This window comes from Cobetia crustatorum (genome assembly GCF_000591415.1).
In the GTDB taxonomy this organism is placed as follows: domain Bacteria; phylum Pseudomonadota; class Gammaproteobacteria; order Pseudomonadales; family Halomonadaceae; genus Cobetia; species Cobetia crustatorum.
Window position 1 is genome coordinate 1 of record NZ_JEMF01000023.1, and the last position, 25,075, is coordinate 25,075.

The window sequence follows — 25,075 nt, forward strand, 5'->3', positions numbered from 1 at the left end:
GGGCTGACGCCACCACGGTCACTGCCGTCGATGGCAGCACCGTCACGGCCGATGCCGCGGCAGTCGTTACCGGCAGCTACGGCACGCTGACACTCAACAGTGATGGCAGCTACAGCTATGTGCTCGACACCACCAATCCGACCTCAGTCGCTGGCTGATGGTGCGCAGGCGGAAGACGTCTTCAGCTACACCCTGACCGATGCCGATGGTGATAGCTCCAGCACCACACTGACCATCAACATCACGGGATCTGACGATCTGCCGATACTCACCGCAGATACTGGCGCTGTGAGCGAAGACAACGTTCTGAGTGCCAGCGGTACGCTGGAAGCCACTGACGTGGACGGTGTTGCACCGACCTTCATCGCCGAGACTGATGACAGCAGTGTCTACGGCAGCTTCGACGTCAACGCGGACGGCAGCTGGTCCTACACGCTCGACAATGACACTGCCGAAGTGCAGGGGCTGACCGCAGGTCAGACTGTCACCGAGCAGTACGTCGTGCAGCTGTCTGATGGCACCAGCACCACGGTCGATATCGTCATTACCGGTGCTGACGACGCTGCTCCGGCTGTCACGCTGGAAGACAAGGAAGTGACCGAAGCGACGGGTGCGACCATTACTGACACCTTTACTGTCGAGGCCGATACGGGTATCGCTGCAGTGACGGTGGATGGTCAGGACATCACCGGTTCAAGTACTACTCCGGTCGTGATCGTCAGTGGTGAAGGTACCCTGACCGTGACCGGCTACGACGCTGACACGGGCACTGTCTCTTACAGCTATGTAGAAGACGGTACTGCGGCAGATCACTCTGCTGGCGATGACAGCGTGGTCGACAGCTTCACGGTGGTGGTGACGGATATTACCGGTGCGACGGCCACGGATAGTCTCGACGTCAAGATTCTGGATACTGCGCCGACGGCCAATCCGGATGAGCGCACCATTGATGAAGATGCATCTGGTGAGCTGACGGGCAATGTGATCGACGGCGCCAATGACACCGCCGATACGCTGGGCGCCGATACGCCATTCATGGTATGCAAGCTGGACGATAAAGGGATTGCGGACGGAGGCAGCGCCACCGTTACGGGCGACTACGGCACGCTGACGCTCAACAGCGACGGTAGCTACACCTATGTCCTGGATACCACCAAGACTCAGTCACTGGCTGATGGTGCGCAGGCAGAAGATGTCTTCACCTATGTGCTGGAAGACAGCGATGGAGATACTTCAACCACCACGCTGACCATCAATATCACGGGGTCTGACGATCTGCCGGTACTCACCGCAGATACTGGCGCCGTGAGTGAAGACAACGTACTGACGGCCACCGGCACATTGGAAGCGACGGATGTAGACGGCGACGCGCCGACCTTTGTCGCCGCCACCGATGACAGCAGTGTCTACGGCAGCTTCGACGTCAACACCGATGGCAGCTGGACCTACACGCTCGACAATGACAGTGCTGAAGTACAGGGGCTGACCGAAGGTCAGACCATCACCGAGCAGTACGTCGTGCAGCTGTCTGATGGCACCAGCACCACCGTCGATATCACCATTACCGGTGCTGACGATGGTGAGCCGACCATCAGCACTCTGGATGATCAGTCGGTCATCGAGGGGAGTGGCACGACCATCACGGATACCTTCACTGTCGATGCTGATACAGGCATCGACACGGTGACGGTGGATGGCCAGGACATCACCAATGCCAGCACTACGCCGGTCAATATTGTCAGTGGTGAAGGTACCCTGACCATCACTGGCTACGACGCCGATACCGGCACTGTCTCTTACAGTTATGTGGAAGACGGTACGGCGGCAGATCACTCTGCCGGTGATGACAGCGTGATCGACAGCTTCACGGTCGTGGTGACGGATGTTACCGGTGCGACGGCGACGGATAGTTTCGATGTCACGATTCTGGATACAGCACCAACGGCCTACGACGACACCTACACCATTACCGAGGGTGATACGGCGGCGGACGGTGGGGCGATCCTGAATACCAACGTGATATCCAGCGTGTTGGGCGGTGGTCAGGATGAGCTTGGTGCCGATGGCGTAACCATCACTCAGCTTGATGGGATTTCCCTGGCGGACAATAACGGCAGTGTCACGGTTGATGGTGCCTACGGCAGTCTGACTATCGAGAGCGATGGCTCATTCAGTTATGCCTTGGATGACGAGAAGGCTCAGGCATTGGACACTGGCGAAGTTGCCAAGGAAGAGTTCGAGTACACCATCACCGATGCGGATGGTGACAGTGATACTGCTGTCATCACGATCAATGTGCAGGGGACGAACGACAAGCCGGTCGCCTATGACGATGGCGCGTTCCTTGTCGAGGAAGACACGCCAGTCAGTGGCAATGTCCTGTCCAATGATACCGATGTTGATGGTGATGACCTGACGGTTGTCAGCTTTACTATTGACGGCAGGACTTATGATGCTGGCGATGTTGCCGACCTGGATGAAGTTGGCACCTTGGTGATCAACTCTGACGGTAGCTTTACCTTCACGCCGGGTGAGAACTACAACGGTCCGGTACCTGATACGACTTATGTCATCACCGACGGCGATCTTGAGGATGAAGCCATCCTCAGCTTCCAGGATGTCCAGGCGATTGATGATTCCTCCGTCATCAGTGCCGATGATGGTGCTGTTGTCGAAGATGGTGTGACGGAAGCCAGCGGTACTCTGACAGCGACTGATATCGATAATGATGCGCCGACGTTCACGGCTGCTACCGATGACAGCAGTATCTACGGTTCCTTCGCAGTCGATGCGGATGGCAACTGGACCTATACGCTGGATAACGATACCGCCGCTGTGCAGGGCCTGACATCAGACGACACCATTACTGAGCAGTACGTCGTGCAGCTCAGTGATGGTTCCACGACGACCGTGGATATTGTCATCACGGGTACTGATGATGCTGTGCCGGTCATCACGCTTGAAGACAAGAAAGTGACTGAGGCAACAGGGACGGCCGTGACGGATTCCTTCGCGGTCGCCGCTGCGGCAGGCATTGCCGCCGTGACCATCGCGGGTATCGATATCACCGAGGCAAGCACCACACCGGTGGTGATTTCCAATGATGAAGGCACGCTGACGGTCAGTGGCTACAATGCCGAGACTGGGACCGTCTCCTACAGCTACGTTGAGGATGGTACTGCGGCGGATCATTCCGAAGGCGACGTCATCGACAGCTTCGCGGTCGTGGTGACTGACCTTGCCGGTCAGAGCAGTGCCGATAGCCTGGATGTCACTGTCCTGGATACCGCGCCGACGGCCAACGCCGATACCCGCAGCATGAACGAGAATCGCAGTGCTGCCGTTACCGGCAACGTGGTGGACGGCTCATCTGCGACGGCGGACACCCTGGGTGCTGATGCCGTGAGCGTGACCTCTGTCAGTTCCGGCACAGATACCGCTGCGGTGAGTGTTGGCTCGGCAGCCGTGGTGACGGGTGAATATGGTGAACTGACCCTTGAAGCGGATGGTTCCTACAGCTATCAGTCCGCATTCGACGACGTGCAGTTCCTGGCGTTGGGCGAGTCGGTCACGGACGTCTATACCTACGTGATCACGGATGCTGACGGTGATACCTCCAGCACCACGCTGACCATCACCATCAACGGCCGCAACGATGCTCCTGACATTACCGTCAGCAGTGGCGATAGCGCATCTGCCAGTCTGACGGAAACCAATTCAGCACTGACTGCCAGCGGTACCTTGACTGTCTCCGATGTGGATCTCAGTAATACCGTGACGCCGAGTGTGACCAGTGTTTCCAGCGTGGGTAATACCGATGCTCTCAGCAATGACGATCTGCTCTCCCTGCTGGGTGTGGATGCTGGTTCGATCATTGCGGGCGGTAGTGACGAAGGGACGCTCAACTGGACATTTGATGGCAGCTCGGTGGACGACAGCTTCGATTATCTCTCGGCAGGTGAATCGCTGACTCTGACCTACACCGTCACCGTCACGGATACAGACGGTGCTACCGATACCCAGGATGTCGTCATCACCATCGTGGGAACGAATGACGCACCTGTCGTTACCGATGCTTCGGGACGAGTCAGCGAGGAAGGGCTACTGGGTGGCATCGCGGATAGTGCTGCGGCTGATGGCTTTACCGATACTACAGATTCCACGACAGTCACTGGCACGGTCACAGTCACGGATGTCGACAGTGACAGCGTGTCACTGGTGTTGACAGAGCCGGCCACGACGATTATTTCTGGCGGCAGTGCCGTGACCTGGAGCGGTAATGGCACTCAGTTACTGACGGCAACCGATTCCGATGGCAATGAAGTCGCGACGGTGACTATCGATGATAGTGGTGCCTACACCTTCACGCTGAGTCAGGCGGTTGATCACTCAGAAAATGGTGAGGATGTTCTGTCGCTGGACTTCGGCGTGCTTGCGACGGATGCCGAAGGTGCTAGCTCGACCGCTACGCTGACCATCGGCATCGAAGATGATGCACCTCTGGCAGTAGATCCGACGAGTTATAGCCTTGCTTTCGTGGATACCAACCTATCCTTGGTACTTGATATCTCTGGATCAATGGCCACGATCGATACCACGACAGGTGAGACGCGACTGGACAGTGCTATTGACTCACTGAAGACATTGATAGAGGCATATGATCAATACGGTGAAGTAAGAGTCAATTTGGTGGCCTTCTCGACCACAGCAGTGCGCCTGGAAGGTTGGGCGACGGCAGACGAAGCATTGTCAGCGCTTGAGACGCTGCGTAATAGGCAAGGCGGCGTCACTAACTATGATGCAGCCTTGGCGCAAATGATGGATAACTTCAATCAGCCAGGCGCGCTGACGAATGGTCAGTACGTGTCTTACTTCGTCTCGGATGGCACGCCTTATGGCTCTGATGGGAATACCAATACACTAACTAATGCTTTTAGTAATTCTGCTCTTTCTATAAATAATCCTGATACAGGGATAGGAGGGGCTGAAGAGGCTATCTGGACGAGTTTCCTGTCGGAAAATGGCGTCAAGTCTTATGCAATTGGCCTTGGCACTGCCAGCACGGATAACCTGGATCCTATCGCTTATGACGGGGTGACTGGCGAAAACATTGGTGGTGTGGTCTTCGATGGATTCGCGCAGATTGATGAATACATTGCTAATACAGTGACGCAGAGTGTGCAGGGTGGTGTTGCTGGCTCCTCGGTACTGGATGGCGAAATTGGTCTTGCCGACGGTGGTTATCTTTCTGAACTGGTCGTGGATGGTGTGACTTACTCGTTTGATCCTGAATCTGGTGAGGTACAGGCAGCAGCTGGGGATTGGAGCTTTGATGCAAGCACTCTGCAACTGACCGTAGCAACCGACCTGGGTGGGAGTCTCGAATTCAGCTTCCAGGATGGCAGTTTCAATTACGCCGCCCCGGCAGGTCTTACACAGACGGAACAAGAACGCTTTGATTTCACGGTAGCGGATGGTGATGGGGATAGTGAGAGTTCCTACTTCCTCATTGATTTGGATCAACAGGATGTCTTGATCGGTACCACTGGGTCTGACTCGCTCTCTGGAACTGGTATTTCTGATCAGATTGTTGGTCTGTCCGGTAATGACACCCTTCGTGGGCTTGCTGGGAATGACACGTTGGTTGGCGGTTCTGGGGATGATCGTTTGGAGGGTGGTTCTGGTAATGACAACCTTCAGGGTGGTGCCGGTAATGACACCCTCATCGGCGGAACGGACAATGATATTCTGACCGGTGGCGATGGTGCCGATATCTTCATGTGGATGAATGGGGATGATGCCAATAGCTTGGGCGGTACCGCGACTGACACCATCACTGATTTCAGTGTTGCTGGGGGCGATGTACTGGATCTGTCTGACCTTCTCCAGGAAGACGAGGATGCCAATAGCCTTTCCAGCTTCCTGCACTTCGAGTCAGACGGCGCTGGTGGTACCAATATCTCGATCAGTGCTGATGGTACGGATGGGGATAATGTGACTCAGGAAATCAACTTGAGTGATGTGGACCTGACTTCTGGTGGAGATACTGATACTCAGATCATCCAGTCGTTGCTTGATAGCAACAGCCTCAAGACCAGTATTGACGGCTAAATATGAGGAACTAGGGGAGATGGCTTAGGCTATCTCCCTTTCCTGCATTAGACTTTACCGTATAGCTGCCTACGAAGTGCCCCACTAAGGAGGACAGGTTGAGTGATCAGCCCACGCCACTGAGACCAGACCCCGTTGGAGAAAAGGAGGGAGATCCCCTTTTGAACGCGTTGGTCTTCATGGCGCGTTACCACGGGAATCCAAGGTCTGCCGCTGTGCTTGTCGATGGCCTACCGATGGAGGAAGGGCGTTTGCCCTTGGCGCTTATCGATCGTGCCGCAGCGCGAGCTAACCTTAGCGCCAAGCTGGTCAGTCAAAAGATCACGGCCATCAGCGATATGTTGATGCCGTGTATCTTGATGCTGAATGAGGGGCGCGCCGTTGTATTGCTTGAGGTTGACGTCGACGCTGGTAAAGCGCGTATCCACCAGCCGGAGGCTGAAGGCGACGAGCTAGTGGACATCGAAACACTGGCTTCGCGTCACGATGGTCGCGTCGTCTATATGAAGCAAGAACATCGCTTCGATGAGCGTGCGCCTGAGACACTCAAGCAAAGCGATGGGCACTGGTTCTGGTCGACTCTAAAACTGTCGGCTCCGATCTATCGCGATGTGATCCTTGCCTCTGTTCTGATCAATATGTTTGCCATTGCATCGCCACTGTTCGTGATGAATGCCTATGACAAGGTGGTGCCCAATCTGGCGTTCAACACCTTGTGGGTCATGGCGACGGGCATGGCGATCATCATGGTATTCGATTTCGTGATGCGGCAGACGCGTGCCTATTTCATGGATACCGCCGGCAAGAAGTCCGAGGTGTTGCTGACTTCCAAGCTGTTTGCCAAGACCATGAATTTACGTATGGAATCGCGCCCCGGATCGGTGGGTGGTTACGTCAAGCACCTGCAAGAATTTGACTCTATTCGAGAGTTTTTCACTTCCGCAACGCTGTCCACTCTAGTTGACCTTCCCTTTGCACTGCTTTTCCTGCTGGTTATCTGGATCGTGGCGGGCCCGCTGGTACTGGTGCCGTTGGCGGCTTTGACTATCTTGCTGATCTATAGCTTGGCGATACAGAAACCTTTGCGAAGCAGTATCGAGAAGGGCTCACGGCTGGCGACAGAGCGTAATGCTCGCCTCGTAGAAGCAGTGTCTGGTCTTGAGAGCCTCAAGCTAGCCAATGCTCAGGGAGAAACCCAGCGACGTTATGAGCGTGCAGTCGGGCAGATTGCCCATTGGGGTGTGAAAAGTCGCAATCTGACAACATCGGTTAGTTCATTAAGCATGACGTTGACTCAGGCGACCACGGTTGCCCTGGTTGTTTTCGGGGTCTACCTGATTGCCGATGCACGCTTATCTGTCGGCGGGCTGATTGCCGCGGTCATGTTGTCAGGGCGTGCTCTACAGCCGCTGGGGCAGCTAGCATTGCTGATTACCCGCATTGGTCAGACGCGCAGTGCCATGAGTGCACTTGAGCAGATCATGTCATTACCGGAAGAGGCGGAAGATCGACGCTATGTGCATCGCGAGCAGCTACAGATGCGCATCGAGTTTGATCGTGTCGGTTTTGCCTATGCACCCAATACTCCCCCGGCTGTCACGGATATCTCGCTGACTATTGAGCCTGGAGAGCGAGTGGCAATCATCGGTCGAATCGGTGCAGGCAAGAGTACTTTGCAGCGGCTGATCTGTGGCCTGTATCGCGCTACAGCGGGAAGTGTGAGAGTCGATGGGCTGGATCTCAATCAGCTGCATCCTGCTGATGTGCGCCGCCATATTGGGCATGCGGGACAGGATAGCGCGCTGTTCTTTGGCTCTATTCGCGACAACATCACGCTAGGGCAGCCGCATTCCAGTGAGATCCAAATTGATCTCGCAGCTGATGCTGCAGGTGTTACCGAGTTCACCCGCCATCACCCTGAAGGTCTGGACCGTCAGGTCGGTGAGGGTGGGCGCATGCTCTCCAGTGGACAGCGTCAAACAGTATTGCTGGCACGTGCGCTGTTGATGCGTCCGCCGTTGCTGCTACTGGATGAGCCGGGTTCCCATATGGATAACCGTGCCGAGCATCGTCTGCGGCGCATGCTCAAATCACTGCCACGCAGTCAGACGGTGGTACTAGTGACGCACAAGAGCAGCATGCTTGAAGTGGTAGATCGCGTAATCGTGATGGAAGGCGGACGCATCGTTGCTGATGGACCCAAGGACAAGGTGCTCAATGCACTGAACGAAGGGCGTGTCGCTGGACGTCCACAGGAGGTGAAACGTGGCTGATAAGGCATCGATTGAACAGCGCGACCTTCACCATCTGGATGATGTCAGTTCGGCTGTCTTGCTTGCCACCCCGTGGAAGTCACGCATCCTGATCTGGATGGTGTTGGCGTTTATCGTCGCATTTATCATCTGGTCAAGTCAGGCCAGCCTGGAGGTCGTGACACGTGGCTCCGGTAAGGTAGTGCCATCAACACACCTTCAGGTTGTGCAAAACCTTGAGGGTGGCATCGTGCGTGAGATATACGTCAAGGAAGGTCAGATCGTCTCGCCGGGAGAGCCGCTGCTGCGTATCGATGATACGAGTGCAGGCTCTGATTTGCGTGAACGAGTCTCGACACTGGATGGTCTGCAAGCCACCATCATGCAATACGATACTGAGCTTTCTTCTATCGAGGTCGAGGCATCGGCTGCTGACTGGAAGAGTCAGGTAACAGTTAATAGTGCGGCATTACCCTTCGATGATGATTTCAAAGCGCGTAGCCCAGCGCTTGTTTCTCGTGCCATGACAGCGTATCGCACGCATCTCAATCAATTGAATAGTGGCTTGAATGGTGCACGAGAGCAGATTCTGCAGAAAGAGCAGGAGCTGAGAGAATTGAAATCCCGCATCAATAGTCTTGATCGTAGTTATCAATTGTCACGCCGTGAACTTGGCATGACAGCGCCATTGGTACGTGAAGGGATTGTCTCTCAAGTCGATCTGCTCAAGATTCAGCGTGAAGTGAATGACCTGCGTGGAGACTTGGAATCAGCACGCCTTGCGGTACCTGGCAAGCAGTCCGAACTGGATGAATCGATTTCCAATCGTGTCGGGGTTGCACAGGAATTTCGTTCGCGCGCGGCGGATGAACTTGCCAAAACTCAGGCAGATCTTGGGCGTTTGCGTGAAGGGCGTACCAGTCTTCAGGACCGTCTTGATCGTACTTTAGTGACATCTCCGGTTCAGGGCGCCATTAAAACCTTGAATATCAATACTATTGGCGGAGTCATTGAACCTGGCGAAGATTTGATGGAAATCGTTCCTATCGAAGATCAGTTGCTGGTTCAAGTTCGGGTGGTCCCTAAAGATATTGGTTTCCTGAGGGTTGGGCAGCCTGCAGTCGTCAAGCTATCGGCCTATGATTTCACTATTTACGGTGGGCTTGAGGGTAAGGTTGAGCAGATAAGTGCTGATACCGTGCAGGATGAAGAGGGTAATAGCTTTTATGAAGTCAAGGTGTTGACGGAGCTTAACCACCTTGGAACCGATGCAGACCCTCTGACGATTATCCCGGGCATGCAGTCGAGTGTAGATGTCATCACTGGTGAGCAAACAGTACTGCAATATCTGATGAAACCAATTTTGCGCGCCAGGCAAGGTGCCTTGCGTGAACGTTGATCAAGGGCAAGATGTACTCAAGGATAATTCATAATGAAAAAATCACTCTTGGCGCTCAGCGTTATAGCAGGGATTAGCGTTAGCGTTCATGCGTCGGCATTGACACTGGAAGAATCTGTATCGAAAGCAGTAATGGAAAACCCGCGTACACGTCTTCAAGTCTCACGTCATATTCAGCGTCTTGAAGAAGCTGAAACTCAGCGCGGTGCCTATCGTCCGACGGTTGATCTGACTGGACGTCTCGGCTATGGCAGGTTTGATTCAGAAAGCGACAATGTAGAAGACGATGATAATTGGCATGACTATCACCGCCTTGATGTCACCATTCGCCAACTGCTATGGGATGGCGATACTACGCTGGAGCGGATTCGTCAGGCAGAAACTGAAGCCGACTATCAGCGCCTTTAGGTGGCCGCAGAAGCCAATGATGTTGCATTGGATACTTCGGGTGCCTATCTGCAGGTGATGCGCGACGAGCTAATCCTCAAGTATGCACAAGCCAATCTTGATGCCCACTTGCGCATTTCCAATGATATAGGGCGTCGTGCTGATTCTGGTCTTGGGGCGCGCAGTGATGTGCGTCAGGTTGATGGCCGTCTGGCGAATGCTGAAGCCAGCGTGCTATCGGCACAGAACAATCTAGAAGATTCTCGTTCTGCTTATTTGCGTCTGGTCGGTGAGCAGCCGTCCGAGTTGCGTCTGCCAACTATCGATACCAGCCTGATCAGCGCTGATGTTGACAGTGCCTACGTGCAAGCCAATCAGCGTAATCCGCTACTGGCCTCCGCGCGCGTGTCTATCGATGCCGCGCGTCACGAAGTGAACGCTGAAAAGGGTGATTATTACCCAGAGTTCAGTCTCGAAGGTAACCGTTCGCTGACGGATAATTATGATCAGGATGATAGCAGCGATGATGACTGGAGTGTTGAACTGGTCATGCGTTACAACCTCTATCGTGGTGGGCGTGATCAGTCCGAAATACGAGGTCGTCAGGCCGCACTGGAAACCGTCGAACACGATAATGATCGTGTCGTACGTGACGTGCGTGATGAAATTCGTCTGGCCTGGAATGCCCGCGAGAACCTCAAACGTCAGATCGATTATCTCGAAAGCTACGTACGTGCAGCGACGGATACGCGTGAGAGCTATCGCAAGCAATTCGATATCGGTCGTCGCACACTGTTGGATCTTCTGGACAGCGAGAGTGAGCTCTTCACTTCGCAACAGAATTTGATTCGCGCCCGATTTGATCTAGAAACAGCCAACTATCGTCTGTTGTCTGCGACAGGCGCATTGCTGGATTCAATGAGTGTTTCCGTACCAGTCCAACAACAGGGCTGAGTGACCCACGGTGTCACTACCCTCAGTGGCACCGTGGCCATGCTGACGGCTGATGAGGAAATCAGATGAGTCTTTCGCGCCGCCTGTTTACCTTGATGTTGTTGCTACTGTTGGTATTTTCCTTCGGTATCTTCTTCATTCAGGTCAACAACACCCGTGATTCACTGGCCGAACGACAGCGAGTCGAACTCTCGAACCTTGCCCAGAGCTTGAGTCTCGCGTTGGTGCCACATGTGGAGCTTGGCGATGCAGCCAGCGCAGAAACATTGATTCGTGCCACGGTAGACGGTGGGTATGTCAGAGATGTTCGACTGGAAAGTGTTGCGATACCAGCGCCCATTTCTTTCGATATTGAGCGTGAGAGTCACGCGCCTGCATGGTTTCGTGAGCTGATTCCCATCTCGGTAGAAACGGTGAGCCGGGAGCTGCCTGGTGGTTGGGCATCGCTGGGAACAATCAGTCTGACGGGAGAGCCTGCTCAAGGGCACGATCAACTCTGGGCACTAGCCAAGCGTCTCGGGTTGTGGCTGTTGGTGGGTGGACTGCTTTGTCTGCTGATCGCCTCATTGGTGATGAGACGTTTGCTGCGCCCACTTGATCGTTTATCCGGTCGTCTCAATGAGATGGAAACCCAGCGCTTCGATGCACCGCTGGAAGAAACAAGTGTCGAGGAGCTCAAGGGGATTACCTCAGCGGTCAATCGACTTGGGCAGCGACTGCAGACCCAGTTTGAGGCGCAAGCCGCTCAGCTGGCGCGTCTTCAGCGTCAGGCAGAGCAGGATACTGTGTCTGGACTCGGCAATCGTGGCTATCTTAACCGTGCCGTCGATGAATGGTTAAGCGAGCCGCTGGGGGGAAGCTTTGTATTGCTTCGCGCTGGGTATCTTGAAGAGGTCTATCGCGAACAAGGTTATAAAGGACGTGATGCCTTGATTCGTGCGATTGCCCAAACGCTTGAGCAGCGTGAGCTCGAGGGTGAGCCAATAGTAGCGGCCCGTTTGGGCAACTATGATTTTGGGCTGCTGTTGCCGGAAGTGGATGAAGTGACTCTGCTAGCCTTCCTGGGTGAATTGGCTGACAACATTGATAGCCTAATGGACGCCAACCCATTGGCTGAGATTCCGTATATCAGTTGTGCAATCGGCGCGGTTCGCCGTGAGCCGGGCATGCAGCGGACTCAGATGTTCACGATTGCCGATGCCACGCTACTGCAGACTATCGAGCAGGGCAGTGAAGTAGGGTTGGCACCGGAAGGTGGCCAGGCTCGTCCACGTGGCGAGTGGCGTAAAGTCATCGAAAAGGCCTTGGGTGATAACAATGGCTTGGATTTCGTGGCGCAGCTGTATTGCTCAATGATGGCAGTGAGTTGCACAGAGAGTTGTTTGCACGCCTACGTGAAGGAGACGAACTACATCGGGCTGGTGATTTCCTGCCGGTTATCCGTCACTTCCGTATTGGGGCGCGCTTTGATCTGAGAGCATTGGAATGGCTGGCGATGAACATCGACAAGATTCAGGTGCCACGTCTAGCACTCAATCTGACGCGAGAAACCTTTGATGACGAAGCGAGTTTTGCGGGGCTGATCAACTGGCTGAACGTGCATCCAAACATCTGTCAGCGTCTCGATATTGAAGTGGCTGAGAGTATTGCGCTGAGACATCAAGAGCGCGTCATGACGCTGTTCCGGCGAGCACGTCGTTTAGGTGCACGTGGTGGTATCGATCGCTTTGCGCGTGAGCTGAAGGAGCTGAGTTATCTGTCTGCACTACGTCCGGATTACGTCAAGATCGATCAGGCATTCTTCAAGCGTGAAGATGTCGATACCGAGCTACTGCAAAGTCTATGCATGACGGCGCATCAGGTTGAGTCCAAGGTCATTGTCACGCGTGTGGAGTCTGCAGAGGATCAGGCGCGAGTCATGTCTGTGGGCGCAGATGGCTATCAGGGATATGTGGCACCTGCTGTTGATGTCATGAAAAGAAAGTCTAGCTGAGTAGCATAGGATGCCTCGTCATGACTCATCGCCGCTGGTGGAAGAGGCTGGTGGCCGGGTTGCTGCTGCCTCTTTTGGTAGGAGTGGGTCTAGCGCAGGCGCTCGATGCTCGACGCTTCATTGAGGTCTATGGCTCTGGTGGCTGGACCCGCGTGCAGCAGTGGCAGCAGTTGCTGACGCGTCTTGAGAGTGTGCCGGTGAGGCGTCAGTTGAGAGAGGTCAATGATTTCTTCAATCGCCTGCGCTTCACCGATGACATCAGCGTGTGGGGCAAGGAGGATTACTGGCTACGCCGCAGGAGTTTCTGGGAGCTGGTGCCGGTGATTGCGATGACTTTGCGATGGCGAAATACCTGACGCTGCGTCAATTGGGTGTGCCCGAGCAGTCGCTCCGACTGCATTACGTCAAGGCATTGCGCCTCAACCAGTTTCATATGGTCGTGACCTATCAGGCGGCGAATACACGCAATCCAGATGTACTCGATAATCTGAATAGCTCTATCTTGCCGGCCAGCGAGCGGACAGATTTACTGCCGATCTACAGCTTCAATGGCAGTGCACTATGGATGAGCAAGCAACTTGAAGGCGGTGAGCGGATCAGTGACAGCCGAGGGCTATCAAGTTTGACCGATTGGCAGAAGCGCCGAGAAGATGGTGTGCTCAGAGCCCCGTTGCACAAGCGTCCTTGAAGTAGGTCGTTGCTATTTTCAGTGACGAATATGGCGAAACGCACAGCGCCTCGTGGCCATAAAGGCCACGGGGCGCTGTGCGTTTCGGCTGTTGTATGTAAGAGCGTCAAAAAGCAGTAGCCGGCATATCACTGCGGAGTTTGCTTCAACAACAGTTATTCTGGCGTATTGCCACGCAGATAGAGGATTTCAAGCAGGTTGCCGTAACGATGACGGCTAGGCATGGTGGCCAGTCCCGAGAACAGCAGCCAGAACAGGCGGCGGCCACGACTCAGACGATGAGTGTGCTGCAGGAGGCGTGAGAGTAGGCGGCTGTCATCGAAGCCCTTGAAGTTTGGCGTCATGCCAACTTGCTCACGTACCAGCACCGGCGCCATTTCCAATCGGTACAGTTGCTCGAGTTCACGAAAGCCGATGCCCTGTTCTTCGACGACTTCTGCCATGTGCTGATAATCGGCTTCACGTGGGTCTCTCTCCAGCCAGAGCGGTGACAGCGCCAGCCAGATATCCTGGCGACGTTCGAGCAGAGCGGCGACATCGGGCGCGAGATGATCGTTCATGGCGGGACATCCTGAAGTCGGGGTCCAGCATGCAGGGGCACGAATGGACGTCAGACGAATATGAAGAGAAGGGCGTCATGATACGGCAGTGGCCCTGCATGGCTCCAGTTGCCCCCCCGAACCGAGACAGATACGGTGTCCGGGGCGGACAGCGTGGCCGACAATCGCTAGAATAGCGCTCAGAAGCTGGCGTCGATGCCTGCTTTACCTGATTCGAACGCCAGACTCACGATACGCTTCGATGTGGGCAGGCAGCGCTGAGTTGCCACCACCGCGCAGCGGGCATCAGCATCGGCGGGTACACGCCGGGCCAACAGCAAACGAGGTTTTTACGTGATCATCAAACCCAAGGTTCGCGGCTTCATCTGCACCACCACTCATCCCAAGGGCTGCGAGCAGAACGTTGCCGAACAGATCGCCATCACCCGCAAGACCGTCGGTGACAAGCGCGACGGCGGTCCGAAGAAGGTACTGGTGATCGGTGCTTCCAGTGGTTATGGCCTCGCGGCACGCATCACGGCAGCGTTTGGTTACGGCGCTGACACCCTGGGTGTCTTCTTCGAAAAGCCGGGCACCGAGAAGAAGGCTGGCACCGCTGGCTGGTACAACTCTGCCGCCTTCGACAAGTTCGCCAAGGAAGAAGGCCTCTATAGCCAGGCCATCAATGGTGATGCCTTCTCCCATGAGACACGTGCCAAGGCCATCGAGCTTATCAAGGCCAACATGGGCGAAGTTGACCTGGTCATCTACTCGCTGGCCTCGCCAGTGCGCAAGATGCCGGACAGCGGTGAACTCAAGCGCTCCGTGCTCAAGCCGATTGGCGAGACCTACCGCGCCACGGCCATCGACACCAACAAGGACGTCATCATCGAAGCGGAAGTCGAGCCGGCCACCGAGCAGGAAATCGACGATACCGTCACCGTGATGGGCGGTCAGGATTGGGAGCTGTGGATGCAGGCACTCGACGAGGCTGGCGTGCTGGCCGAAGGCGCTCGCTCCGTGGCCTTCAGTTACATCGGTACCGAGATCACCTGGCCGATCTACTGGCACGGTGCACTGGGTCGTGCCAAGGAAGATCTTGACCGCGCCGCTGGCAGCATTCACGACACGCTGTCCGCCCGTGGCGGTCGTGCCCACGTGGCCGTGCTCAAGTCTGTCGTTACCCAGGCGAGCGCCGCGATTCCGGTCATGCCGCTCTACATCTCCATGGTCTACAAGATCATGAAGGAGAAGGGCCTGCACGAAGGCACCATCGAACAGCTCAACCGCTTCTACGCCGAGCGCTTCTACGGCGAAGGAGAGATCGCGACCGATGAATCCGGCCGTCTGCGTCTCGACGACTGGGAGCTGAAGGACGACGTCCAGCAGGCTTGTCAGGAGCTGTGGCCGAAGGTCACCAGCGACAACCTGTTCGACATCACCGATTACGCGAGCTACAAGCAGCAATTCCTCAAGTTGTTCGGCTTCACGCGTGACGATGTCGACTACGATGCCGATGTCGCCACCGATGTCGAATTCGATGTGGTGCAGATGTAAGCCGCATAGCGATAAAGGTGATGGACATATAGCGATAGCGAACAGGCGTCATGTGACGTGAGATTCGCTGGATGAAACGCCACCCTTCGGGGTGGCGTTTTCGTTACGGCATCGAGGATTTTGATGTACAGGCGACGCGCAGAGTGCGTAAGGCATGGCACAATATGGCATCTTTCCTATAACAGCCTCTGACGGACACTGTCTGATTCCCATGCCTGTGGATGCACTGGTTTCTCCCAGGGCGCAGCAACGCCAGATTGGCTTCGTTCTGCTGCCCGGTTTCTCATTACTGTCTCAAGCTTGCGCGCTGGAGCCTCTTCAGGTGGCCAATCAGCTCGCGGGGCAGACCCTCTATCGTGCCGTTACCTTCGCGCTCGACGGACGAGGTGTTGCCTCGGCCGCGGGGCTCTCATTGGCGCCGGATAGCCTGGTGGCCAGTGATGCCCGTCATCTGGATGCCCTATTCGTGTGCGGCGGTCAGCCGGCTGGTGAGAGCAGTCAGCTTGGCATGGCTTCTGATCCCGCCTTGTTGACATGGCTGAAGCGCCTGGCCGAGCGTGGCGTGATATTGGGTGGTATCTCTACCGGTACAAGAGAGCTGGCACGCGCCGGTTTGCTCGACGGTTATCGCGTTACCGTGCATTGGCAGCGGTCTGAGTCGTTTCGGCGTGACTTCCCTCAGGTACGAGTGTCCCATCAGCTTTATGAGCTGGATCGAGACCGCTTGAGCTGTGGTGGTGGTACTGCCGCAATGGACATGATGATGACGATGATCGCGCAGCAGCATGGCCGCAAGCTGGCCGAGAAGGTCTCTGAGCACTTTGTCTGTGAGCGTATTCGGCTGGCGGACGAGCCTCAGCATGTGCCGCTCAAAAACCGCTTTGCGCACGCGCCGCAGCCTCTGGTGGAGGCTGTCACCCTGATGGAGGCCAATATTGAGGAGCCGTTGACCACGCACGAGATCGGCGAGCATCTCGGTATCTCACGGCGTCAACTGGAGCGGCTGTTCAAGAAGCACCTACAATCCGTGCCCAGTCGCTATTATCTCGATCTGCGTCTTGCCCGCTCGCGCCAGCTATTGCGTGAGAGTGATCAGCCTATCGGTGAGATCGCGCTGGCGACAGGCTTCTCCAGCGCAGCCCATTTCTCCACTGCCTTCCGTAACCATTTCGGTCGCAGTCCCCGCGACGAACGTCTCATTCAGCACGGCTGATTGGCCGTCTTGCAGGTAAAAGCCGTCACCTGACATAAGTCGTCGTCCTTTCCCTGAAAGTCATTGTCACGTTGTCTCCCTATACTCGATAGTCATAGCCCGAGGGATCGCTGTGTGTCACCAGCGCCTCGGTCCGACCCTGCGATGAGGAAGAGATGATGACCCAGCTGACCCGTGCCGATTTCGACCATGCCATGGTGCCTAACTACGCACCCCAGGCTGCCATTCCGGTGCGCGGTGAGGGGAGCCGTCTGTGGGATCAGGAAGGTCGCGAGTACATCGATTTTGCGGGTGGCATCGCCGTCACCTCTCTGGGCCACTGCCATCCGGCGCTGGTCAAGGCGCTCAAGGATCAGGCCGACAAGGTCTGGCACCTGTCCAACGTCTATACCAATGAGCCAGCGCTGGCGCTAGCCAAGGCGCTGACCGAGCGTACCTTTGCCGACAAGGTCTACTTCTGCTCCTCCGGTGGAGAAGCCAACGAAGCCGCCCTCAAGCTGGCCCGCCGCTTCGCCTACAACGAACATGGCGAGAAGAAGGACAAGATCATCTCCTTCCGTCAGTCCTTCCATGGCCGCACCTTCTTCACCGTTAGCGTCGGCGGACAGCCCAAGTACTCTCAGGGCTTCGGTCCGATCCCGGGCGGCATCCTGCACGCCGAATTCAACAATCTCGATTCCGTGCGCGAGCTGATGGGCGATGACACCTGCGCGATCATCGTCGAGCCGCTGCAGGGTGAAGGTGGCATCATCCCGGGCGAACAATCCTTCCTCGAAGGACTGCGTGCTCTGTGTGATCAGCACAATGCTCTGTTGATTTTCGACGAAGTGCAGAGCGGTGCCGGTCGTACCGGGCATCTCTATGCTTATGAGCACTTTGGCGTGGTGCCGGACATCCTGACCACCGCCAAAGGCATCGGTGGCGGCTTCCCGCTGGGGGTCATGCTCACTACCGATCGTATCGCGCCGGCGATGGCTATCGGGACGCATGGCTCGACCTATGGCGGTAACCCGCTAGCCTGTGCCGTTGGTCTTGCGGCATTGGAAACCATCGATACGCCGGAAGTCCTTGAAGGCGTCGCTTATCGTCACCAATTGTTGCGCAATGGCCTGGAAGGCATTGGCCAGCGTCACGGCGTCTTCCAGGAAGTGCGTGGCATGGGTCTTTTGATCGGTGCCGAGATGGCGCCTGGCTATGCTGGTCGCGCCAAGGACATCCTCAATCTGGCGATGGAAGAAGGCCTGATGGTACTGGTGGCCGGGCCTGACGTATTGCGTCTGGCACCGTCGCTGGTGATCAGCGAAGCCGAGATCCAGAGTGGCCTCGACAAGCTTGATCGTGCCGTGGCGAGCTTCGTCGCCGCCTCTGCGTCCGCATGAGCAGTGCCATGAGCAGCGCGCCGATGCTGGTGGTGCGTCCTGCCGAAAGCCGCGATCTGCTCGCTCTCGAGCGGCTCGCGGCGACGGCTACGCCACGCCTGACGAATCTGCCGCCACACCGCGATCGCCTTGAGGAGCGCATTACGCGCTCCCAACGTAGCCTGCGTGCCGAGATCGATTTCCCCGGCGACGAAATCTACTGTTTCGTGTTGGAAGATCTTGAAACGCAAGAAGTGGTAGGGACTGCCTCCCTGCGTGCCGAGGCTGGCGCGCGGGAAGCCTATTATACCTATCGGCAGGAGACGCTGATCCACGCGTCTCAGCAGCTCAATGTCCGCCATGAAGTGCAGACGCTGGCGCTGTCCCATGAAGTCTCGGAGGCCACGCTGCTGTGCGCCTTGTCGTTGGATACCCGCTATCGCGAGACAGATGCCGATAGCCTGCTGCGGCGTGCGCGCTTGATGTTCATTGCTCAGTATCCCGAGCGTTTCGCCAATGAGTTGGCGGTCGCGTTCCCGGGCTATCTGGAAGTGCGTGATGAGCACGTGGTCAGTCCATTCTGGGACAGCGTCGGCCAGCACTTCTTTGATCGCGATTTCAATGAAATCAATCAGATGGCAGGCGTGCGCTCCAAGAGTTTCATCGCTGAAGTCATGCCGCCGTTCCCGCTATACCTGCCGCTGCTCACGCCTCAGGCGCGCGCCGCTATCGGGCGTGAGAACCAGCGTCACGAATATGCCATGCAGGAAATGCTGGCTGAGGGCTTCTCGCGCTCACGCCATGTCGACATCTTTGATGCTGGCCCCTTGTTGCTGGCCGAGCGTGAGCGTCTGCACACCTTTGCCAACTGTGGCTGGCATCCGGTACGCATTCGTCCCGCTGAAAGTCTGCCAGACGCCGTGCCGGCGATGGTCGCCAACCAGCGCCTGGGTGGCTTCCGCTGCGTGTTGGCGCGTTATGCACTGACGCCGACGGGTCAGTTGATGCTGACCCCGGAGCAAGCCGAAGTACTGGGTGTGGAAGAAGGGCGTGCCGTATTGGCAGTGCCGATGCCGCTGCCGGCTGTCGACGAAGGAGAGCTTTGATGCGTATTCGTCCGATTGCCCGTCATGATATCGAAGGGCTGAAGGTACTGGCGCGCGAGACTGGCGTCGGTTTTACCTCTCTGCCTGATAACCATGAGTTTCTGATCGCCAAGATAGAACGCACGCTGGCTGCTTTCGAGTCGCGCGAGCAGAGCGAAGACCGACTTTATTTCTTCGTACTGGAAGATGATAGCGACGGCAGTATCGCCGGGTGTTGTGCTGTTGAAGCCTGTGTCGGTACCGATGCGCCGTTCTATCACTATCGATTGGGGTCATTGGCACACTCTTCGGTGCAGCTGAATCTACATCGCACCCTGGACACCCTGACCCTGTGCTCAGACCACACGGGTGACGCCGAGGTCTGCTCACTGTTTCTGCGTGAAGACTGGCGACGTGACCGCAACGGTGCACTGCTCTCCAAGGTGCGCTGGTTGTTCATGGCGCAATTCCGTGAGGCATTTCCGGACAAGGTACTGGCCGAGATGCGCGGTGTCTTCACTCCCGAAGGGCGTAGCCCGTTCTGGGAGTGTCTGGGCAGCCACTTCTTCCCGATGGACTTCGATGAGGCCGACCGTCTCACTGGTATGGGTCAGAAGAGCTTCATCGGCGAGCTGATGCCCAAGTTCCCGATTTACACGCCGTTCTTGTCCGAATCAGCACGTGCCGCTATTGGTCAGGTACACGAGCACACTCGACCGGCAGTGGCGATGCTCAAGAAGGAAGGGCTGCGCTGGGAAGGCTACGTCGACATCTTTGATGGTGGCCCGACAGTGGAGGCCTATATCGATGACGTACGTGCCGTGCGCGATAGTCAGCTGGCCCGCGTCGAGCTGATTGAGGGCAATGCTCCCGTCACTGACCGACCCTCCATCATGGCCTCCACTCTCTCAATGGCCGACTTCCGGGCTAGCTGGATTAGCCATGCTGTTACTCAGGTCAGCGAAGGGCCGGACGAGGGCGAGTCTGTCGTGTGTCTCTATCGTGATGAGGCCGAGCGACTAGGGGTCAGCGCAGGCGATTCGCTGCGCGTGCTGGCAGGCTAATAAGGCGTGCCTTCGCATCTTGTGACTATCACGGTGATTTTCGTCCCCATCATCACGGGGCAGTACGCCAACTGTTCCATTCCTTTTCGTTTGCGTCGCGACTGCGGCGCGCCATCTCCATGAGGCATGCCATGACCGATACGACTCCGACTTCCGCCACGCTCAAGGTGCGTCAACAGCTCTATATCGGCGGTGAATGGTTGAACGGTGAAGCGGCACACTTTGCCAAGACCGATCCCGTCTCTCACGCACCGCTATGGGAAGCTGGCGCGGCGAGTACTGCTCAGGTCGAGCATGCCGTCGCTGCAGCGCGGCAGGCGTTTCCGGCGTGGGCAATGCAGAGCTTTGAGGCACGATTGGTCGTGGTAGAGCGCTTCCGTGATCAGTTGGAGCAACACCGTGAAGCCCTGGCGACGAGTATTGCCAGCGAGACGGGCAAGCCGCTGTGGGAGGCGCGCACCGAAGTTGGCGCGATGATCGGCAAGATTGCCATCTCGGTGAAGGCCTATCACGAGCGTACCGGTGAGCGTTCAAAAGATGTCGCGGGTACTCAAGCGGTGCTGCGCCATCGTCCGCATGGCGTGATGGCGGTGTTTGGTCCCTACAACTTCCCGGGCCACCTGCCCAACGGACACATGGTGCCAGCACTGCTGGCGGGCAATACCTGTGTGTTCAAACCGTCCGAGCTGACACCGGCGACCGCTGATCTGACCCTGCAATGCTGGGCAGACGCGGGCTTGCCGGCGGGTGTGATCAATCTGGTGCAAGGTGCGGCAGAAGTGGGTCAGGCACTGTCCCAGTCCGAAGGTATCGATGGCCTGTTGTTCACTGGTAGCGCCAAGGTCGGCAAGTTGCTGCACCGTCAGTTCGCCGGACAGGTCGGCAAACTGCTGGCGCTGGAGCTGGGCGGCAACAATCCGCTGGTGGTGCGTGATGTGCCAGACCAGACAGCAGCCGTGCTGGCCATTGTGCAGTCGGCGTTTGCTTCCGGTGGCCAGCGCTGCACCTGTGCACGCCGCCTGATGGTGCCGCAGGGCGAGGTGGGTGATCGCCTGATCGAGGCATTGGCGAGTGCACTGCGCGAGCTACGTGTGGCGGGCCAGTTTGATGAAGATGCACCTTTCTATAGCGGTCTGGCCAGCGTGGCGGCCGCTGATGGCCTGCTCAAGGCGCAGGATGATCTCGAGGCGCTGGGTGGCAACGTCATCGTGCGCATGCAACGCGTCGAGGAAGGCACCAGTCTACTCAGTCCGGCGCTGATCGATGTCACCGGCCTCACGCTTGAGGATGAGGAGTTCTTTGGTCCGCTGCTCAAGATTCACCGTTATGCTGACTGGGATGATGCCATCGCGTTGGCCAATGACACACGTTACGGCCTGTCGGCGGGTCTGATCGGGGGGGAGCGCGCCGACTGGGATGACTTCCTGCTGCGTATTCGTGCTGGCATCGTCAACTGGAATCGTCAGACTACCGGCGCCTCCGGCGATGCGCCCTTCGGTGGCATCGGTGACAGTGGCAACCACCGTCCCAGCGCCTATTACGCAGCCGATTACGTCAGCTATCCAGTGGCCTCGATGGAGGCTGACAGCCTGGTGCTACCGGCGACGCTACCGGCAGGCATTCGACTGTAGCGTCTGGCTCGCGGGCGGCGCATGTCGATCGAATGAAGTGCGCCGCACCCTGTTTCCCCTATTTTCAGCATGACGCTGTTGCGTCGTGTCAGGAGTTGCTCATGTCCAGTTCACCCTCCGGCATTACGGACCATCGCGAGGTCAATTTCGACGGCCTGGTCGGCCCGACGCATAACTATGCCGGGCTCGCCCACGGTAATGTTGCTTCGATGCGCCACGGCGGCCTGGCCTCCAATCCGCGTGAAGCCGCGTTGCAGGGCCTCGACAAGATGAAGTCGCTGGCGGACTTGGGTTATGCACAGGGGGTTCTGCTGCCGCAGCAACGGCCGGATATCGGTGCACTGCGTGAGCTGGGCTTCAGTGGTAGCAATGCCGAGGTGCTCAAGGCCGCCAGTGAGCAGGCGCCACAGCTGTTGCGCGCGGTGTGCTCCGCTTCCAGCATGTGGACGGCGAATGCCGCCACCGTCACGCCTTCGCGAGACACGTCGGATGCCCGCGTGCACTTCACGCCAGCCAACCTGCAGTCGAGCTTTCACCGTTATCTGGAGCCCGCGACGACGGGGCGCATCCTCACGTCCATCTTCCGTGACGAGACGTACTTCGCGCATCATCCGGCACTGCCTGCCACGCCGGCGTTCTCCGATGAAGGCGCGGCCAATCACACGCGGCTGTGCGATGGGCATGGCGGGCCGGGCGTACATCTCTACGTCTATGGCCGTCAGGCCTTCGGTGGCGATGGCGTTGAGCCACAGCGGTATCCGGCCCGTCAGACGTTGGAAGCTAGCCAGGCGGTGGCACGTCAGCATGGCTTGAGTGCTGATCAGGTCGTATTCGCTCAGCAACATCCGGAGGCCATCGATGCCGGTGTCTTCCACAACGATGTCATCGCGGTGGGCAATGGGCCGGTATTGTTCTATCACGAGCTGGCCTTCCGCGATGAAGAAGCGGTGCTCGACGAGATTCGCGCCAAGCTGTCCACGCCACTGATCCCGATTCGTGTGCCGTTGGAAGCCGTCAGCCTTGAAGATGCCGTGTCATCCTATTTGTTCAATTCTCAGCTATTGTCCAACGACGATGGCAGCATGACGCTGGTGGTGCCGGGAGAATGCCAGGAGAACGAGGCGGTGTGGAACGCGCTACAGAACGCGATTCTGGCCGGCCCCAACCCAATCGGCGAAGTGCTGGTCAAGGACGTCAAGCAGAGCATGCGCAACGGCGGTGGCCCTGCTTGCCTGCGTCTGCGAGTGGTGCTGAGTGAGGCTGAACGCACCGCGCTGTCAGGCCGCGTTATCATGAATGACGGTCTGCATGGTGAGCTGGGGGAGTGGGTGAAGCGTCATTACCGTGACCATCTGACACCGGCCGACCTGGCAGACCCAAAGCTTGCAGAGGAAACGCTCACCGCACTGGACGAGCTGACGCGTCTGCTCAAGGTCGGCAATGTCTACGCCTTCCAGCAGTAGGCAAGCGGGCCATCGGCAAGTGAGCATTAGATAGACAAGCCGCAACAGGTACATGCCACAAGAACAGGTCCTGTCGGGAAACCGGCAGGGCCTGTGTCGTTTCAGCGCCTGAGTGACTGATCCACTTTGTTCAGGCCAGCTGTGGCTGCGAGGCACGCTTGGGCTCACGGCGCACCGGCCAGTGGACGAGTGCGGCCAGCACACCGAACACGGCACTGGTGATCCACAGCAGATCGTAGCTACCGGTCATCTGATAGACCACGCCGCCACCCCAGGCGCCGAGGAAGGCACCGACCTGATGCGCAGCCAGCACCATGCCGAACACGAAGGCCTGACGCTTCTGGCCAAAGTAGAGGCCGACGGCCTGGTTGGTCAGCGGTACGGTGGACAGCCACAACATGCCCATGATCGCCCCGAATGTGTACAGCAGGGTGCTGGTCGGCGGTAGCACCACCATCGCCATCACCAGGGCTGCGCGGCACAGATAGATCAGCATCAGCAGTTGCGGCGGATGGCGGCGACCGCCCCACGCCCCAAAAGCGATGGTGCCGGCGATATTGAGTGCCCCGATGATGGCCAGCGTGTTGCCCGCCACGTTCAGTGGCAGGCCACAGGCGACCACGAAATTGGGCAAGTGAGTGGCGATGAAGGCGACATGCACCCCGCAGACAAAGAAGCCGCCCGCCAAGGCCAGAAAGCGGCGATCTTGCCATAGCGGGCACGTGATCGTCGGTACCTCCTCGGGTATGTCATTCTCGACAGCAGGGCGTCGTAGCAGCGGCAATGCCAGCGGAATCAGCAACAGACAGCTGGCTGCCAATGCCAGTAGCGCGGTTTGCCAGTCGATCAATACCAGCAGCGGCGTGATCAATGAATAGATCAGCTGACCCATCGAGCCACCCGCCGAGGCGATGCCGAGTCCCAGCCTCGATGTGCCGGTGGCACGACGCGTGAGACCGCCGCCAGCACCAGCGGGAAGGTGGTGGCCCCGATGCCGATGCCTGCCAACACCCCGGCCCCGAGCATCCAGCTTAGCGTTGTCGGCCATAGCGCCGTCATCCCCATGCCAGCTGTGTAGCATAGGCTGCCGACCAGAAAGACACTCAGCGTGCCAAAGCGATCAGATAGCCTGCTGGCCAGTGGGGCAGTCAATCCGAAGACAAGATTCTGCACTGCCAGCGCCAGCGACAGGCTGCCCATGCCCCATTCCAGCGTCGTCGCCATCGGCGGTAAAAGAAATCCGAGTGCCTGCCGTGCGCCGGTATTGATGGCCAGTATCAGCGCCGCTAGCGCAATCGCCGCCTTCCAGTTCAGTTGCATGCCCATTCCCTGCTTGTCGTTGCTATTGTTTTGATTGTTCTTGTCGCTTTGGGTGCAAGTA

18 protein-coding genes and 1 pseudogene are annotated in these 25,075 nt (G+C 57.2%); 17 read left to right on the forward strand and 2 right to left on the reverse strand.

Translation table 11 applies throughout. The annotated features are described in order from the left end of the window. From BF12_RS23550 to BF12_RS22325, 10 genes are all read left to right on the forward strand, one after another. The coding region (locus BF12_RS23550) for a VCBS domain-containing protein (protein WP_169734508.1) at window positions 1–158 on the forward strand (158 nt) is incomplete at its 5' end. Continuing rightward, entirely contained in the window at window positions 103–6,111 is a 6,009-nt protein-coding gene (locus BF12_RS0106650; RefSeq protein ID WP_084488008.1) for a VCBS domain-containing protein, read from the forward strand. The genes BF12_RS23550 and BF12_RS0106650, both read left to right, overlap by 56 nt. A 98-nt stretch (window positions 6,112–6,209) precedes the next feature. Further along, window positions 6,210–8,384 (forward strand): type I secretion system permease/ATPase, encoded by a 2,175-nt coding sequence (locus tag BF12_RS0106655; protein ID WP_246116609.1) that lies wholly within the window; start codon window positions 6,210–6,212, stop codon window positions 8,382–8,384. Next, window positions 8,377–9,762 carry an HlyD family type I secretion periplasmic adaptor subunit gene (locus tag BF12_RS0106660; protein WP_024951603.1) on the forward strand — a complete coding sequence of 462 codons (1,386 nt, stop codon included), beginning with the start codon at window positions 8,377–8,379 and terminating at the stop codon, window positions 9,760–9,762. Before BF12_RS0106655 ends, BF12_RS0106660 begins: the two co-directional genes overlap by 8 nt. 33 nt (window positions 9,763–9,795) lie before the next feature. Next, complete coding sequence (locus tag BF12_RS23745; RefSeq protein ID WP_084488009.1) at window positions 9,796–10,170, forward strand: TolC family protein; 375 nt, start codon at window positions 9,796–9,798, stop codon at window positions 10,168–10,170. Then, complete coding sequence (locus BF12_RS0106670; RefSeq protein WP_024951605.1) at window positions 10,171–11,103, forward strand: TolC family outer membrane protein; 933 nt, start codon at window positions 10,171–10,173, stop codon at window positions 11,101–11,103. Window positions 11,104–11,168: 65 nt separating this feature from the next. Next, the gene (locus BF12_RS0106675; protein WP_024951606.1) at window positions 11,169–12,578 is read left to right on the forward strand and encodes a LapD/MoxY N-terminal periplasmic domain-containing protein; all 1,410 of its coding nucleotides are present in this window, start codon (window positions 11,169–11,171) and stop codon (window positions 12,576–12,578) included. Further along, window positions 12,482–13,096: an EAL domain-containing protein gene (locus BF12_RS0106680; protein WP_169734510.1), complete on the forward strand. Its 615-nt coding sequence runs from the start codon at window positions 12,482–12,484 to the stop codon at window positions 13,094–13,096. Before BF12_RS0106675 ends, BF12_RS0106680 begins: the two co-directional genes overlap by 97 nt. A 20-nt stretch (window positions 13,097–13,116) precedes the next feature. Then, window positions 13,117–13,452, forward strand: a complete 336-nt coding sequence (locus BF12_RS22320) for a hypothetical protein (RefSeq protein WP_211242403.1) — start codon at window positions 13,117–13,119, stop codon at window positions 13,450–13,452. Beyond that, a complete protein-coding gene (locus BF12_RS22325) occupies window positions 13,437–13,784 on the forward strand; it encodes a hypothetical protein (protein ID WP_211242404.1) in 348 nt (115 codons plus the stop codon). The genes BF12_RS22320 and BF12_RS22325 overlap by 16 nt, the downstream gene beginning before the upstream one ends. A gap of 155 nt (window positions 13,785–13,939) precedes the next feature. On the opposite strand, the gene BF12_RS0106690 is transcribed toward BF12_RS22325, so the two are convergent. Continuing rightward, on the reverse strand, window positions 13,940–14,344 hold the full coding sequence (locus tag BF12_RS0106690) for a DUF7079 family protein (protein WP_024951608.1): 405 nt from the start codon (window positions 14,342–14,344) through the stop codon (window positions 13,940–13,942). Between the two features lie 333 nt (window positions 14,345–14,677). Between BF12_RS0106690 and fabV the strand changes: the two genes are divergently transcribed. The 7 genes from fabV (at window position 14,678) to astB (ending at window position 23,694) form a co-directional block, all read left to right on the forward strand. After that, window positions 14,678–15,880 carry an enoyl-ACP reductase FabV gene (gene fabV / locus BF12_RS0106695; RefSeq protein ID WP_024951609.1) on the forward strand — a complete coding sequence of 401 codons (1,203 nt, stop codon included), beginning with the start codon at window positions 14,678–14,680 and terminating at the stop codon, window positions 15,878–15,880. A gap of 211 nt (window positions 15,881–16,091) precedes the next feature. After that, window positions 16,092–17,093, forward strand: a complete 1,002-nt coding sequence (locus BF12_RS0106700) for a GlxA family transcriptional regulator (RefSeq protein ID WP_024951610.1) — start codon at window positions 16,092–16,094, stop codon at window positions 17,091–17,093. 158 nt (window positions 17,094–17,251) lie between these two features. After that, window positions 17,252–18,472: an aspartate aminotransferase family protein gene (locus tag BF12_RS0106705; protein ID WP_422615154.1), complete on the forward strand. Its 1,221-nt coding sequence runs from the start codon at window positions 17,252–17,254 to the stop codon at window positions 18,470–18,472. Between the two features lie 23 nt (window positions 18,473–18,495). Beyond that, window positions 18,496–19,557: an arginine N-succinyltransferase gene (locus tag BF12_RS0106710; protein WP_024951612.1), complete on the forward strand. Its 1,062-nt coding sequence runs from the start codon at window positions 18,496–18,498 to the stop codon at window positions 19,555–19,557. Then, window positions 19,557–20,600 (forward strand): arginine N-succinyltransferase, encoded by a 1,044-nt coding sequence (gene astA / locus BF12_RS0106715; protein WP_024951613.1) that lies wholly within the window; start codon window positions 19,557–19,559, stop codon window positions 20,598–20,600. The genes BF12_RS0106710 and astA overlap by 1 nt, the downstream gene beginning before the upstream one ends. 131 nt (window positions 20,601–20,731) lie before the next feature. Beyond that, window positions 20,732–22,231 (forward strand): succinylglutamate-semialdehyde dehydrogenase, encoded by a 1,500-nt coding sequence (gene astD, locus BF12_RS0106720; RefSeq protein WP_024951614.1) that lies wholly within the window; start codon window positions 20,732–20,734, stop codon window positions 22,229–22,231. 101 nt (window positions 22,232–22,332) lie between these two features. Next, a complete protein-coding gene (astB, locus tag BF12_RS0106725) occupies window positions 22,333–23,694 on the forward strand; it encodes an N-succinylarginine dihydrolase (protein ID WP_024951615.1) in 1,362 nt (453 codons plus the stop codon). A gap of 130 nt (window positions 23,695–23,824) precedes the next feature. On the opposite strand, the pseudogene BF12_RS21095 reads toward astB, so the two are convergent. After that, window positions 23,825–25,020, reverse strand: a pseudogene (locus tag BF12_RS21095) (MFS transporter). Window positions 25,021–25,075 lie beyond the last annotated feature (55 nt).